This window comes from Rickettsia lanei, assembly GCF_056242675.1.
In genome coordinates this window covers 304,538-320,296 of sequence record NZ_CP172233.1, presented here as the reverse complement: position 1 = coordinate 320,296, position 15,759 = coordinate 304,538, and the positions used below count along the sequence as shown (strand labels likewise).

Sequence of the window (15,759 nt, the reverse complement as noted above, 5' to 3'; positions counted from 1 at the left end):
CGGTGAAGAATTAATACAGTTTTTAATTGAACACACTGCGTATATAAATCAGGTCTAACACCGCTGGTTATGGTGAAGAGTAATCATTGTGTCCCGGCTACAGAATTATTGCTCAAAACTAATGCTTCTGAATATTATATATATGATGATGTTATTAAGGTGTTAGGAGAATATGGATACTAAATAGTCATTGCGAGCGGGCATTGCCCGCGTGGAGCGATTCCCTCCCTGTCATCCCATGGTTTGTCCACGGGATGACACCAAGCAGATTTCTCGAGCCATGCAACAAGGCCAACACCGCTACGGAATGACATATAATCTATACATAAAAATATCATCTATGTTATTAATTATAATAGACATACTAAAAAAGTTGCGTTATAACACTTTTGAAGTGATTTAATTTTTATTAAGGTTTACATATGGCGAATATTTCTCCAAAATTATTTCAAAAAGCAATACAACAAGGTCTTAAAGCCGCTTTATTCACCACCTCAACCGCAGCGATAATGCTGAGTAGTAGCGGGGCACTCGGTGTTCCTACAGGTGTTATTGCTACTAATAATGCAGCATTTAGTAATAATGTTGGCAATAATAATTGGAATGGGATAACGGCTGCAGGGGTAGCTAATGGTGATCCTACTGGCGGTCCTCAAAACAATTGGGCATTTACTTACGGTGGTGATTATACTGTCACTGCAGATGAAGCCGATCGTATTATTACGGCTATAAATGTTGCGGGTACTACTCCCGTAGGTCTAAATATTACTCAAAATACCGTCGTTGGTTCGATTATAACGAGAGGTAACTTGTTGCCTGTTACTATTACTGCTGGCAAAAGCTTAACTTTAAATGGTAATAATGCTGTTGCTGCAAATCATGGTTTTGATGCGCCTGCCAATAATTATACAGGTTTAGGAAATATAGCTTTAGGGGGAGCGAATGCTGCACTAATTATACAATCTACAGCTCCGGCAAAGATAACACTTGCAGGAAATATAGATGGAGGAGGTATAATAACTGTCAAGACAGATGCTGCCATTAACGGAACAATAGGTAATACAAATGCATTAGCCACGATAAGTGTAGGGGCAGGTACAGCCACGTTAGGGGGAGCGGTTATTAAAGCTACTACGACTAAATTAACGAATGCTGCGTCGGTATTAACCCTTACAAATGCAAATGCAGTATTAACAGGTGCGATTGATAACACCACAGGCGGTGATAATGTAGGTGTCTTAAATTTAAATGGTGCATTAAGTCAAGTAACTGGGAATATAGGTAATACAAATTCATTAGCCACGATAAGTGTAGGAGCAGGTACAGCCACGTTAGGGGGAGCGGTTATTAAAGCTACTACGACTAAGTTGACAGATGCTGCGTCAGCAGTGACATTTACGAATCCTGTAGTGGTGACCGGAGCAATAGATAATACCGGTAATGCAAATAATGGTATAGTAACGTTTACCGGTAATAGTACAGTAACTGGGAATATAGGTAATACAAATTCATTAGCAACAGTGAATGTAGGAGCAGGTTTGCTACAAGTACAAGGTGGAGTGGTAAAAGCAAATACAATAAACTTAACGGATAATGCGTCAGCAGTGACATTTACGAATCCTGTAGTGGTGACCGGAGCAATAGATAATACCGGTAATGCAAATAATGGTATAGTAACGTTTACCGGTAATAGTACAGTAACTGGGAATATAGGTAATACAAATTCATTAGCCACGATAAGTGTAGGGGCAGGTACAGCCACGTTAGGGGGAGCGGTTATTAAAGCTACTACGACTAAATTAACGAATGCTGCGTCGGTATTAACCCTTACAAATGCAAATGCAGTATTAACAGGTGCGATTGATAACACCACAGGCGGTGATAATGTAGGTGTCTTAAATTTAAATGGTGCATTAAGTCAAGTAACTGGGAATATAGGTAATACAAATTCATTAGCCACGATAAGTGTAGGGGCAGGTACAGCCACGTTAGGGGGAGCGGTTATTAAAGCTACTACGACTAAATTAACGAATGCTGCGTCGGTATTAACCCTTACAAATGCAAATGCAGTATTAACAGGTGCGATTGATAACACCACAGGCGGTGATAATGTAGGTGTCTTAAATTTAAATGGTGCATTAAGTCAAGTAACTGGGAATATAGGTAATACAAATGCATTAGCCACGATAAGTGTAGGGGCAGGTACAGCCACGTTAGGGGGAGCGGTTATTAAAGCTACTACGACTAAGTTGACAGATGCTGCGTCGGTATTAACCCTTACAAATGCAAATGCAGTATTAACAGGTGCGATTGATAACACCACAGGCGGTGATAATGTAGGTGTCTTAAATTTAAATGGTGCATTAAGTCAAGTAACTGGGAATATAGGTAATACAAATGCATTAGCCACGATAAGTGTAGGGGCAGGTACAGCCACGTTAGGGGGAGCGGTTATTAAAGCTACTACGACTAAGTTGACAGATGCTGCGTCAGCAGTGAAATTTACGAATCCTGTAGTGGTGACCGGAGCAATAGATAATACCGGTAATGCAAATAATGGTATAGTAACGTTTACCGGTAATAGTACAGTAACTGGGAATATAGGTAATACAAATGCATTAGCCACGATAAGTGTAGGAGCAGGTACAGCCACGTTAGGGGGAGCGGTTATTAAAGCTACTACGACTAAATTAACGAATGCTGCGTCGGTATTAACCCTTACAAATGCAAATGCAGTATTAACAGGTGCGATTGATAACACCACAGGCGGTGATAATGTAGGTGTCTTAAATTTAAATGGTGCATTAAGTCAAGTAACTGGGAATATAGGTAATACAAATGCATTAGCCACGATAAGTGTAGGGGCAGGTACAGCCACGTTAGGGGGAGCGGTTATTAAAGCTACTACGACTAAATTAACGAATGCTGCGTCGGTATTAACCCTTACAGATGCAAATGCAGTATTAACAGGTGCGATTGATAACACCACAGGCGGTGATAATGTAGGTGTCTTAAATTTAAATGGTGCATTAAGTCAAGTAACTGGGAATATAGGTAATACAAATTCATTAGCCACGATAAGTGTAGGAGCAGGTACAGCCACGTTAGGGGGAGCGGTTATTAAAGCTACTACGACTAAATTAACGAATGCTGCGTCGGTATTAACCCTTACAAATGCAAATGCAGTATTAACAGGTGCGATTGATAACACCACAGGCGGTGATAATGTAGGTGTCTTAAATTTAAATGGTGCATTAAGTCAAGTAACTGGGAATATAGGTAATACAAATTCATTAGCCACGATAAGTGTAGGGGCAGGTACAGCCACGTTAGGGGGAGCGGTTATTAAAGCTACTACGACTAAATTAACGAATGCTGCGTCGGTATTAACCCTTACAAATGCAAATGCAGTATTAACAGGTGCGATTGATAACACCACAGGCGGTGATAATGTAGGTGTCTTAAATTTAAATGGTGCATTAAGTCAAGTAACTGGGAATATAGGTAATACAAATGCATTAGCCACGATAAGTGTAGGGGCAGGTACAGCCACGTTAGGGGGAGCGGTTATTAAAGCTACTACGACTAAGTTGACAGATGCTGCGTCGGTATTAACCCTTACAAATGCAAATGCAGTATTAACAGGTGCGATTGATAACACCACAGGCGGTGATAATGTAGGTGTCTTAAATTTAAATGGTGCATTAAGTCAAGTAACTGGGAATATAGGTAATACAAATGCATTAGCCACGATAAGTGTAGGGGCAGGTACAGCCACGTTAGGGGGAGCGGTTATTAAAGCTACTACGACTAAGTTGACAGATGCTGCGTCAGCAGTGACATTTACGAATCCTGTAGTGGTGACCGGAGCAATAGATAATACCGGTAATGCAAATAATGGTATAGTAACGTTTACCGGTAATAGTACAGTAACTGGGAATATAGGTAATACAAATTCATTAGCCACGATAAGTGTAGGGGCAGGTACAGCCACGTTAGGGGGAGCGGTTATTAAAGCTACTACGACTAAATTAACGAATGCTGCGTCGGTATTAACCCTTACAAATGCAAATGCAGTATTAACAGGTGCGATTGATAACACCACAGGCGGTGATAATGTAGGTGTCTTAAATTTAAATGGTGCATTAAGTCAAGTAACTGGGAATATAGGTAATACAAATGCATTAGCCACGATAAGTGTAGGGGCAGGTACAGCCACGTTAGGGGGAGCGGTTATTAAAGCTACTACGACTAAATTAACGAATGCTGCGTCGGTATTAACCCTTACAGATGCAAATGCAGTATTAACAGGTGCGATTGATAACACCACAGGCGGTGATAATGTAGGTGTCTTAAATTTAAATGGTGCATTAAGTCAAGTAACTGGGAATATAGGTAATACAAATTCATTAGCCACGATAAGTGTAGGAGCAGGTACAGCCACGTTAGGGGGAGCGGTTATTAAAGCTACTACGACTAAGTTGACAGATGCTGCGTCAGCAGTGACATTTACGAATCCTGTAGTGGTGACCGGAGCAATAGATAATACCGGTAATGCAAATAATGGTATAGTAACGTTTACCGGTAATAGTACAGTAACTGGGAATATAGGTAATACAAATTCATTAGCAACAGTGAATGTAGGAGCAGGTTTGCTACAAGTACAAGGTGGAGTGGTAAAAGCAAATACAATAAACTTAACGGATAATGCGTCAGCAGTGACATTTACGAATCCTGTAGTGGTGACCGGAGCAATAGATAATACCGGTAATGCAAATAATGGTATAGTAACGTTTACCGGTAATAGTACAGTAACTGGGAATATAGGTAATACAAATTCATTAGCAACAGTGAATGTAGGAGCAGGAATAACATTACAAGCTGGAGGAAGCCTAGCTGCGAATAATATAGATTTTGGAGCCAGGAGTACTTTAGAGTTTAACGGACCTCTTGATGGTGGTGGTAAAGCAATCCCTTATTATTTTAAAGGAGCTATAGCAAACGGCAATAATGCTATATTAAATGTTAATACAAAGTTACTTACGGCATATGATTTAAGTATAGGAACAGTTGCAGAAATCAATATTGGAGCTGGTAATCTTTTTACAATTGATGCAAGTGTTGGTGATGTTACTATATTAAATGCTCAAAATATTAATTTTAGAGCTCGAGATTCTGTTTTAGTACTTTCTAACTTAACCGGAGTCGGAGTAAATAATATATTATTAGCAGCTGATTTAGTAGCTCCCGGTGCTGATGAAGGTACGGTAGTCTTTAATGGTGGGGTTAATGGCCTGAATATTGGGAGTAATGTAGCAGGTACCGCTAGAAATATCGGTGATGGAGGCGGTAATAAATTTAACACTTTACTTATTTATAATGCCGTTACAATAACTGACGATGTAAATTTAGAAGGTATACAGAACGTGCTTATTAACAATAATGCAGATTTTACTAGTAGTACAGCATTTAATGCTGGTGCTATACAAATAAACGATGCTACTTATACGATTGATGCAAATAATGGTAATTTAAATATACCGGCAGGAAATATTCAATTTGCACATGCGGATGCTCAATTAGTATTACAAAATAGTTCAGGAAACGACCGTACGATCACACTAGGTGCGAATATAGACCCTGATAATGACGATGAGGGTATAGTAATATTAAATTCTGTAACTGCAGGAAAAAAATTAACGATAGCCGGAGGCAAGACGTTTGGTGGAGCTCATAAGTTACAAACTATATTGTTCAAAGGAGCGGGAGATTGTAGCACGGCAGGTACCACTTTTAATACAACAAATATAGTGCTTGATATTACAGGTCAATTAGAACTTGGAGCTACTACGGCAAATGTAGTTTTATTTAATGATGCTGTTCAATTAACTCAAACCGGTAATATTGGCGGTTTCTTAGATTTTAATGCAAAAAACGGTACGGTAACATTAAATAACAATGTAAATGTTGCGGGAGCAGTCCAAAATACCGGCGGTACTAATAACGGTACGTTAATAGTTTTAGGTGCAAGTAATCTTAATAGAGTAAACGGGATTGCTATGTTAAAAGTAGGTGCAGGAAATGTAACTATTGCCAAAGGCGGTAAAGTTAAAATCGGCGAAATCCAAGGTGCAGGCACAAATACTTTAACATTACCTGCACACTTTAACTTAACAGGCAGCATAAATAAAACCGGTGGTCAGGCTCTGAAGCTAAACTTCATGAATGGCGGTAGTGTTAGTGGTGTTGTAGGGACTGCGGCTAATTCGGTTGGTGATATCACAACGGCAGGTGCTACAAGTTTTGCAAGCAGTGTTAACGCAAAAGGTACGGCGACACTTGGCGGTACTACAAGTTTTGCCAATACATTCACTAATACAGGTGCGGTTACTTTAGCCAAAGGTTCTATCACTAGTTTTGCTAAAAATGTAACGGCTACCAGCTTTGTAGCTAACAGTGCTACTATTAATTTCGGCAATAGCCTAGCCTTTAATAGTAATATAACAGGTGGCGGTACTACACTTACTTTAGGTGCAAATCAAGTAACATATACTGGCACCGGTAGCTTTACCGATACGCTAACCTTAAATACTACTTTTGACGGAGCAGCTAAGTCAGGTGGTAATATCTTAATTAAATCAGGTAGTACTCTTGATTTATCAGGGGTTTCAACTTTAGCACTTGTTGTTACTGCTACTAATTTCGACATGAATAATATAAGCCCAGATACAAAATATACGGTAATATCTGCAGAAACAGCAGGTGGTTTAAAGCCTACTTCTAAAGAGAATGTTAAAATAACTATTAATAATGACAACCGTTTTGTTGACTTTACTTTTGATGCATCGACTTTAACGTTATTTGCAGAGGATATAGCTGCAGATGTTATAGATAAAGATTTTGCACCGGGTGGACCGCTTGCAAATATCCCAAATGCTGCAAATATAAAGAAATCGCTTGAGTTAATGGAGGATGCTCCTAATGGTTCAGATGCACGTCAAGCTTTCAATAACTTTGGTCTAATGACACCGCTACAGGAAGCAGATGCTACAACTCATCTCATGCAAGATGTTGTAAAACCTAGCGACACTATAGCTGCCGTTAATAATCAAGTTGTAGCGAGTAATATATCAAGTAATATAACTGCTCTAAATGCTAGAATGGATAAAGTACAATCAGGGAATAAAGGTCCTGTTTCTTCTGGTGATGAAGAAATGGATGCTAAGTTTGGTGCGTGGATAAGCCCGTTTATCGGTAATGCAACGCAGAAGATGTGTAACAGTGTAAGTGGTTATAAGTCTGATACAACTGGTGGCACTATAGGTTTTGATGGCTTCGTTAGCGATGATCTAGCACTCGGACTTGCATATACAAGAGCTGATACTGACATTAAGCTAAAAAATAATAAAACTGGCGATAAGAATAAGGTAGAGAGCAATATCTATTCTTTATACGGTTTATATAATGTACCTTATGAAAAGCTCTTCGTTGAAGCTATAGCATCTTACTCAGATAATAAGATAAGAAGCAAATCAAGACGTGTTATTGCAACGACACTAGAGAGTGTCGGTTATCAAACTGCAAACGGTAAGTATAAATCCGAAAGCTATACAGGTCAGTTAATGGCTGGTTATACCTATATGATGCCTGAGAACATTAACTTAACACCGCTAGCTGGGCTTAGATATTCGACTATCAAAGATAAGGGCTATAAGGAAACCGGTACTACTTACCAAAATCTTACCGTTAAAGGCAAGAACTATAATACTTTCGACGGTTTACTCGGTGCTAAAGTATCAAGTAATATCAATGTCAATGAAATAGTGCTAACACCTGAGCTTTACGCAATGGTCGATTATGCATTCAAGAATAAAGTTTCGGCGATTGATGCAAGATTACAAGGTATGACTGCTCCTCTTCCAACCAACAGCTTTAAGCAAAGCAAAACAAGTTTTGATGTCGGTGTCGGTGTTACTGCTAAGCATAAAATGATGGAATACAGGATTAACTACGATACCAATATCGGAAGTAAGTATTTCGCTCAGCAAGGTAGTGTAAAAGTTCGTGTTAATTTTTAATTAACCGTTCTATAATCATAAAAAAAGCCTATATAGTTTGACTATATAGGCTTTTTTACTTTATAATGTAGTTTTGAGAAGCGTCATTGCGAGGAGCGATGCAACGTGGCAATCTCGTCAAATATCCTGAGATTGCTTCGTCACTTACTTCGTAATTTCCTTGCAATGAAGATAAAAACTTAAATAAAAAATTATGTTAAATAATATTAGAAAAACTGCCGATAGTTTTATAATGCGGGTTTTATTCGCAATGATAGCTTTTGCTTTTGTCGGCTTTGGTATTAAAGATGTATTAAATGGAAGAAGAAGCGGCGATATTGTTACTTTTTCTCATGTGAAAAATATCTCCCAGGAAGATTTTTTGAGAGCAAAATCTTTAGAAATTAATGCTATAAGTAAGCAAACGGGAACAAGTTTAACGGATGAAGAAATAGCACAGTTAAATATTGATAACCGGATCCTAAAAAGGCTTGTTTACGATAATGTCTTAGATTATTTAGTGAGTTATTATGACTTAGATCTAAGTGATGATACAGTTAAAATTTTAGTTAAAGAATCACCGGTTTTTAAAAATGAGCAAGGTGTTTTCAATATAAAAATTTTTAAAACTTATTTTAGAAATTCTTATATGGATGAAGAAAAATATTTATTAAACTTCAAAGAAAAAGCTCTAAAAAATATTTTTGTTGGTACTTTTATAGAAAGTTTCTATGTTCCTAAAGCTATGACTGACAATATAGTAGATTATATGGCTGAAAAAAGAGAAGTAGAATTAATACAAATAGATTTACAAAATAAACCGAAAGATTTACAAATCCCTACTCCTACCGGTCAGCAATTGAAGGATTTTTACCAAGATAATAAAACCGTGTTTGAGGTACCTGAGAAACGCAGCTTTTCTTATATTAAAGCTAATATTAAGGATTTAAAAGTCTCAGTTACTCAAGATGAGTTGTTAGAATTTTATAATGAAAATAAAGATGAATTCGGTGATCAAAGTTTTGAAGCGGTACAAAAACAATTACATGATTTATTAAAGGCTCAAAAAATCGACATACTTAATATGGAGTTTGCTAAAAAGCTGGAAGATGAGACGGCAGCCGGTTCTAGCTTAGTTGAAATTGCCGAAAAATATAAGCTACCGATACAAAACGTTAACTATATCAGTTATGCAGAGCTTATTGAAGATAAAATAATTGCTGAAAGTGCCGATAGTATTTTTGAGCTTTCGGAAGGTGAATTATCTTATCCTATAGAAACAGAGGATAAAAGCTATCTTATATTGGTAGAATTAAAATCTATTCAGCCGGCAAAAATACCTGAATTTGATGCTATTAAAGAGCAGGTAAATAAAGCTTGGATAAAGCGGAATATTGCAGATGTAAACTTAAAAATTATCAAGGATTTAGCAAAGGAATATAATTCAGATCAAGAGAACATAAAAGAGCTTAAAGCTACCGGAATAAAAATAAGCAAAAAAAGCTATATTAGATCCGAAATGGAAAATGATCTAACACTAACTCCTGAAATATTATTATCAATTTTTAATACTAAAATAGGAAGTAATACGCCTGTATTTCAAGTAGGTGATGAAGTATATTTTGCACATATTAAATCTAGCAGTATCGATGAATTAACAGCTAAAAATATTCATGTCAATTCAGAAAAAAATATAATATATAATATTAAAAATTCTGTAATTGATGAGCTAATTAACTACACAATTATTCAGAATGATATGCAGGTAAAAGCTAATTTTAGTAAGTAGCGAAATCCATCAGGTCATACCGTATCGTCATTGCGAGGAAATTACGAAGTAATTGACGCAGCAATCTCAGGATATTTAATGAGATTGCCACGCAGCCTATGGCTGCTCGCAATGACGATAAAATAAGCCGCACATTATAAACAAAAAAAACTATGAGCTTTAAAGATTTACCGGAGTTTTTAAAATTTTTAGAAAAAAACGGTGAGTTAAAGCGTATTGCTCTTGAGGTTAAAACTGACTTAGAAATTACTGAAATTAGTAGAAGAGTATTAGCACAAGGCGGACCTGCATTACTTTTTGAAAATGTTATAAAAGTCGACGGCATTAAGTCCGACATACCTGTTCTAACTAATCTTTATGCTAGTATAAATCGTATTTGTATGGGGCTTAAACTTAAGTCACCCAAAGAATTAAGAGAATTTGGCGTTTTACTAGCATTCCTTAAACAGCCGCAACCACCCGCATCTTTTAAAGAAACATTGTCAATGTTATCTCTTGCTAAGCGTATATTTGCTATGTCTCCTAAAACCGTATCAAAAGCAGCTTGTCATGAAATCGTCATTGACAAACCGAATATTAATATATTGCCGATCCAAAGATGTTGGCCGGATGATATTTCGCCTTTAATTACTTGGGGTATAGTATTTACTAAAGGTCCAACAAAAGATAAAATCGATAATTACAACCTTGGCATATATAGAATGCAGGTTATTTCAGAAAATAAGCTATTGATGCGTTGGTTAAAGTTACGGGGGGGAGCAGAGCATCATAAACGTTGGAAAGAAGCAAAAAAAGAACCTTTGCCTACTGCTATCGTTATCGGGGCAAATCCAGCGGTCACTTTGGCAGCAGTTATGCCGATACCTGAGAATATCTCGGAGTATAATTTTGCTGGTTTACTCGGTAATAAAAAAGTAGAGTGGGTACAATGCAAAACTATTGACCTCAAAGTACCTGCACATAGTGAAATAGTTCTGGAAGGCTATGTAAGTTTAGAGGAGTATTTGCCTGAAGGTCCTTTTGGGGATCACACCGGATATTATAATGATGTTGAGGAATTTCCTGTATTTACGGTTACCGCAATAACGATGAAGAAAAATCCAGTATATTTAAGTACCTATACAGGAGAACCGCCTGATGAGCCATCAATCTTAGGTGAAGCATTAAATGAAATTTTTATTCCTATATTACAGCAACAATTTCCGGAAATAGTCGATTTTTGGCTTCCACCTGAAGGTTGTTCATATAGAGTTGCGGTAGTATCGATTAAAAAATCCTATCCCGGTCATGCTAAAAGAATAATGCTTGGGATTTGGTCTTACTTACGGCACTTTATGTATAGTAAGTTTATTATAGTTGTAGATGACGATATTGATGTTCGTAATTGGCAAGAAGTAATTTGGGCAATAGCAACAAGAAGCGACCCAAGGCGTGATACGAGCTTTATAGATAATTCCCCGATAGATTATTTGGATTTTGCATCTCCTGAGTCAGGCCTTGGTAGTAAAATGGGAATAGATGCAACCGATAAAATATACCCTGAGACAAATAGAAAATGGGGTAAAAAAATAGAAATGAGTCAGGAAGTTATCGACAAGGTTAATAGTATGTGGAATCGTTTAAAGATATAAGGTATACTCGTTTAATTTGAAAAATTGGCGTTGTTGTTTCATATTTTCCTCACGTAGGGCTAATGATTTAATTTAGACGTTTTTTGTCGATAATTACTTACTTGGTAAAAAACCGATGCCTTTTGATTTGCTATATTGGAATGCGGATTCTACTAATTTGCTGGCAAAAATGTATGAGGAATATTTACAAAATACATATTGCAATAACTTGCTAAAAGAGTCTAATAATTTAGAGGTACTCTGAACAAAAATAGATCTTGGAAAAGTTAATTGTAACTCTTTTTTCGTATTATTAAACGGACATAAGATTTTTTGTCTCACGGATTCAGGGCATGTAGCAGTTGTAGTTAACCCTCCCGCTAGTGCTAAATATAATTATCGGTTTAATGACGACTTAAGTTTAAGTAGTCATGAGTGGCTTATGAAAGCTACGGAATATAAAGGCTCATGGTGGAATTATTGGCTTATAAAAAATAATGATAATAAGCTAGTAGATTCTTTAGATTATCAGAATCTAGAGGTTATTGAAGAAGCTCCAGGAAGTTACGTAAGGAAGTAGGTGTTGTTTGTGGGGATACTAAATCGTCATTGTGAGCAGCCATAGGCTGCATGGCAATCTCATGAGATTTTGCTTCGTCAATTACTTTGTAATTTTCCTCGCAATGACGGAAAAGCCGATCTATGCAATGCCTAAAATATAAATAAGTCATGAAGAGAAAAAATAATAAATTTATAGAAATATCTATTGCCTTTATTTTGGGAATTGCTTTAGGTATTTATGGACAGAATCCGGATTATTTTACTAATCTAATAAGTCAAAAATCATTAGCTTTATCTGCTCTGCAAATAAAGCATTACAATATTTCAGAGCTTTCAAGAAGTAAAGTTAGTACATGTTTTACTCCGCCTGCCGGTTGTACTAAGTTTATAGCCAATCAGATAGATAAAGCTGAAGAATCTATTTATATGCAGGCATACGGTATGAGCGATGCGTTAATTACTACTGCACTTATTAATGCACAAGCGCGAGGAGTAAAGGTTAGAATATTGCTTGATCGTAGTAATTTAAAGCAAAAATTTTCTAAATTACATGAATTACAACGAGCAAAAATTGATGTATATATAGATAAAGTACCAGGAATCGCTCATAATAAAGTTATAATTATTGATAAAAAGAAAGTAATAACCGGTTCGTTTAATTTCACGGCTGCTGCCGATAAACGTAATGCTGAAAATGTAATTATTATAGAAGATCAGGAGCTAGCAGAATCTTATTTACAAAATTGGTTAAACAGAAAGGCGAGCAACTGAGAGGAGATTCCCACTATGTCATTCTTGCGAAAGCAGGAATCCAGTAGCTAAAAGATATAAATAGATTTTAAACATTGCTCTTTGCATTGTATTTGTGATAGATGCTAGATCTACACTAGGGATATTTTTCATAGAACTCATATAAAATTCTGGATTCATATAGGATTTCATTAAATCTAAAATTGTGTATTATTTCACATTATTCATTATCCTAAAAAATTTTTTGTGTTTTATAGGTTACGTATATGTATAAATCCTCAATTCATGCTCACATTTATAAAATTATGAGTTAATAATTGTTAGCATTAAGAATAATATTAAAAATAGTTAAGTTTTTATAAATGTTAGATACATCAATTCAAGCGTTAATAAATAAGTGGCAAAAATACCTCGTTTTGCAAAGAAATTACTCTAATCATACAGTAATTTCTTATAATAATGACCTTAAGCATTTTCTTGAGTTTATGAATTATTATAATTCAGAGCTTGTAACGATAAATCATATTAAAACCGCAGATATCAGATTAATCCGAAGTTGGCTTGCAAAACGTAACTGTGATAATTTTACCGCTTCTTCAATTTCACGTGGTTTATCTGCAGTAAAAAATTTTTATAGGTTTTTAGAGAAAACAACACAATTAAATAGTCATATAATTTTTTCTATAAAATCTCCTAAAAAGACTAAATTGTTACCAAAAGCTTTATCGGAAGATGATGTAGTAATATCACTTGAACATATTGAAGAATACGGGAATGTTAAGTGGGTAGAACTTAGAAATAAAGCCCTACTTGTCCTTATATATGCTTCAGGTCTACGTATATCGGAAGCATTATCAATTACGAAACTTCATCTACAAAATCTAGAATTTATAAGAATAATAGGTAAAGGTAGTAAAGAAAGAATAATTCCGTGGTTACCGATTGCTAAAAATTTAATTACCCAATATTTAGAAATATTGCCGTATAAGTTAGGTGATAATGAACCCATATTTAGAGGAAAGCGGGGTAAGAAATTGCAACCACCGGTATTTAATCGTGAATTAATTAAATTAAAGCATTTTTATGGTTTACCGCAGCATTTAACTGCTCATTCATTTAGACATAGTTTTGCTTCACATTTGCTTGAGCATGGTGCAGATTTACGCTCTCTTCAAGAACTATTAGGTCATAAAAGTCTATCTACTACACAAAACTATACTAAAACCAGTATAAAGCATTTAGAAGCTGTATATACTACCGCATATCCAATTAAAAAATAAAATATATTAATATTCATAATCTTCTTGCATTAATTTTAAGTTATATATTTTTTTAAAAACCTTATAAACATAATATATTAAAGTTAATATTGAGATATTAATATGCTAGAAACACTTTTAAAAACCTTATAAACATAATATGTTAAAGTTAATATTGAGATATTAATATGCTAGAAACACTTTTAAAAACCTTATAAACATAATATGTTAAAGTTAATATTGAGATATTAATATGCTAGAAACACTTTTAAAAACCTTATAAACATAATATGTTAAAGTTAATATTGAGATATTAATATGCTAGAAACACTTTTAAAAACCTTATAAACATAATATATTAAAGTTAATATTGAGATATTAATATGCTAGAAACACTTTTAAAAACCTTATAAACATAATATATTAAAGTTAATATTGAGATATTAATATGCTAGAAACACTTTTAAAAACCTTATAAACATAATATGTTAAAGTTAATATTGAGATATTAATATGCTAGAAACACCTAAATTACCTATGGGATATAAACCTTCTCAAGATGAAGAATATATGTGTCCTAATCACCTAGAATATTTTAGACAAAAACTTTTAATATGGAAAGAGGATTTATTAAAGGAATCTCAAGAGACTTTAAATCATTTAAAGGAAGCAAATTTAAAAGAATCCGATCTTAACGATTGTGCTACTCATGAAACAGAAAGAGCTTTTGAGCTTCGTAGTAGAAATAGATATTGTAAATTAATGAGTAAAATAGAAGAAGCATTATCACGTATTAAAAATGGGGAATATGGTTACTGTGAAGAAACAGGCGACCCAATAGGTATAAAAAGATTAGAAGCACGACCTATTGCTGCATTATGTATTGAAGCTCAAGAGCGTCATGAAAATTATGAGAGAAGTCATTTGGATGAGCCTGGGAATTAAGTAGCTAGGTAATTTATGTGCGTGGATCGCAGGAATCCAAAAACATTTAATGCCGCTCCGTGGCTTGACAACGGGGTCTAGAAAAACAAATTATTATATTAATAATTTTAGTATTTTTAACTAGATTCCGCGATCAAGTCGCGGAATGACAATAATTCATTTTTGCAGGCATGATACTTGAACATCTAAAACCTAAAGAAGTTAGAGCATTTACTGTTTCAAATAAAGGTAATCCCATAACATTTGAATATGAGCCGGAAATAAATGAGATAAAAGCTTCTGCATAACCGGAAATTTTACATCCGCCGGCTTTATCTATTCCCTCATCCAAAGAACAATAAAAATTAATCTCTTCATCACTTAATTTTTTGAACTTAACAATAGTCTGAACTATTTTTTGTCTCACTGTAAGCTGATCATTCTCTTTTTTGATAATACATAAACCGGTATAGACACGGTGACGACGTCCGGATAACATCTTAATACAATTCTTGACTTCTTCATAAGTAGTAGCTTTCGGCAATATTCTTCTACCTACTGCCGCTACGGTATCGGCAGCTATAATTATAGCTGATTCCTCTATTTGAGATGCAATTTTTATAGCTTTTTCGTAAGCAAGTCTTATGGCTAAGGGAGCGGGTAATTCACGCAAATTAGGTGTTTCGTCTATATCTGCTGGAATAATTTGTGAAGGGATAATTTTGATTCTGTTTAGTAACTCAATTCTTGCAGGAGAGCTTGATGCTAATATAATCGGTAGGTTTTTTCTGTTCTGCTTCATACTTATA

8 protein-coding genes and 1 pseudogene are annotated in these 15,759 nt (G+C 35.3%); 7 read left to right on the top strand and 2 right to left on the bottom strand.

Annotated features, from left to right (window positions below):
- Positions 1-422: 422 nt before the first annotated feature.
- From ACHBLB_RS01890 to pld, 5 genes are all read left to right on the top strand, one after another.
- Positions 423-8,078, top strand: coding sequence for an autotransporter outer membrane beta-barrel domain-containing protein (locus ACHBLB_RS01890; RefSeq protein WP_475842234.1), 7,656 nt, complete (start codon positions 423-425; stop codon positions 8,076-8,078).
- A gap of 193 nt (positions 8,079-8,271) precedes the next feature.
- On the top strand, positions 8,272-9,846 hold the full coding sequence (locus tag ACHBLB_RS01885) for a SurA N-terminal domain-containing protein (RefSeq protein WP_475842232.1): 1,575 nt from the start codon (positions 8,272-8,274) through the stop codon (positions 9,844-9,846).
- A gap of 152 nt (positions 9,847-9,998) precedes the next feature.
- Complete coding sequence (locus ACHBLB_RS01880) at positions 9,999-11,477, top strand: UbiD family decarboxylase (RefSeq protein ID WP_475842230.1); 1,479 nt, start codon at positions 9,999-10,001, stop codon at positions 11,475-11,477.
- A gap of 421 nt (positions 11,478-11,898) precedes the next feature.
- Positions 11,899-12,036 (top strand): hypothetical protein, encoded by a 138-nt coding sequence (locus ACHBLB_RS01875; protein WP_475842228.1) that lies wholly within the window; start codon positions 11,899-11,901, stop codon positions 12,034-12,036.
- A gap of 149 nt (positions 12,037-12,185) precedes the next feature.
- On the top strand, positions 12,186-12,788 hold the full coding sequence (gene pld / locus ACHBLB_RS01870) for a phospholipase D (protein WP_475842226.1): 603 nt from the start codon (positions 12,186-12,188) through the stop codon (positions 12,786-12,788).
- A 72-nt stretch (positions 12,789-12,860) separates the two neighbouring features.
- On the opposite strand, the pseudogene ACHBLB_RS01865 reads toward pld, so the two are convergent.
- Positions 12,861-12,959: pseudogene (locus ACHBLB_RS01865) on the bottom strand (phasin family protein); the annotation flags it as partial.
- A 170-nt stretch (positions 12,960-13,129) separates the two neighbouring features.
- Between ACHBLB_RS01865 and ACHBLB_RS01860 the strand changes: the two are divergent.
- Entirely contained in the window at positions 13,130-14,047 is a 918-nt protein-coding gene (locus ACHBLB_RS01860; RefSeq protein WP_475842224.1) for a tyrosine recombinase XerC, read from the top strand.
- A 492-nt stretch (positions 14,048-14,539) separates the two neighbouring features.
- Positions 14,540-14,971 carry an RNA polymerase-binding protein DksA gene (dksA, locus tag ACHBLB_RS01855; RefSeq protein WP_062811854.1) on the top strand — a complete coding sequence of 144 codons (432 nt, stop codon included), beginning with the start codon at positions 14,540-14,542 and terminating at the stop codon, positions 14,969-14,971.
- Positions 14,972-15,104: 133 nt separating this feature from the next.
- Here dksA and ACHBLB_RS01850 read toward each other — a convergent pair whose 3' ends face one another.
- Entirely contained in the window at positions 15,105-15,752 is a 648-nt protein-coding gene (locus ACHBLB_RS01850; protein ID WP_012151371.1) for a Maf family protein, read from the bottom strand.
- Positions 15,753-15,759 lie beyond the last annotated feature (7 nt).

What these genes read in the sequence shown, in the direction of transcription:
- ACHBLB_RS01885 (WP_475842232.1), top strand. Translation starts at nt 8,272, where the DNA reads ATGTTAAATAATATTAGAAAAACTGCCGATAGTTTTATAATGCGGGTT.
- ACHBLB_RS01850 (WP_012151371.1), bottom strand. Translation starts at nt 15,752, where the DNA reads ATGAAGCAGAACAGAAAAAACCTACCGATTATATTAGCATCAAGCTCT.
- ACHBLB_RS01860 (WP_475842224.1), top strand. Translation starts at nt 13,130, where the DNA reads ATGTTAGATACATCAATTCAAGCGTTAATAAATAAGTGGCAAAAATAC.
- ACHBLB_RS01890 (WP_475842234.1), top strand. Translation starts at nt 423, where the DNA reads ATGGCGAATATTTCTCCAAAATTATTTCAAAAAGCAATACAACAAGGT.
- ACHBLB_RS01875 (WP_475842228.1), top strand. Translation starts at nt 11,899, where the DNA reads ATGAAAGCTACGGAATATAAAGGCTCATGGTGGAATTATTGGCTTATA.
- pld (WP_475842226.1), top strand. Translation starts at nt 12,186, where the DNA reads ATGAAGAGAAAAAATAATAAATTTATAGAAATATCTATTGCCTTTATT.
- ACHBLB_RS01880 (WP_475842230.1), top strand. Translation starts at nt 9,999, where the DNA reads ATGAGCTTTAAAGATTTACCGGAGTTTTTAAAATTTTTAGAAAAAAAC.
- dksA (WP_062811854.1), top strand. Translation starts at nt 14,540, where the DNA reads ATGCTAGAAACACCTAAATTACCTATGGGATATAAACCTTCTCAAGAT.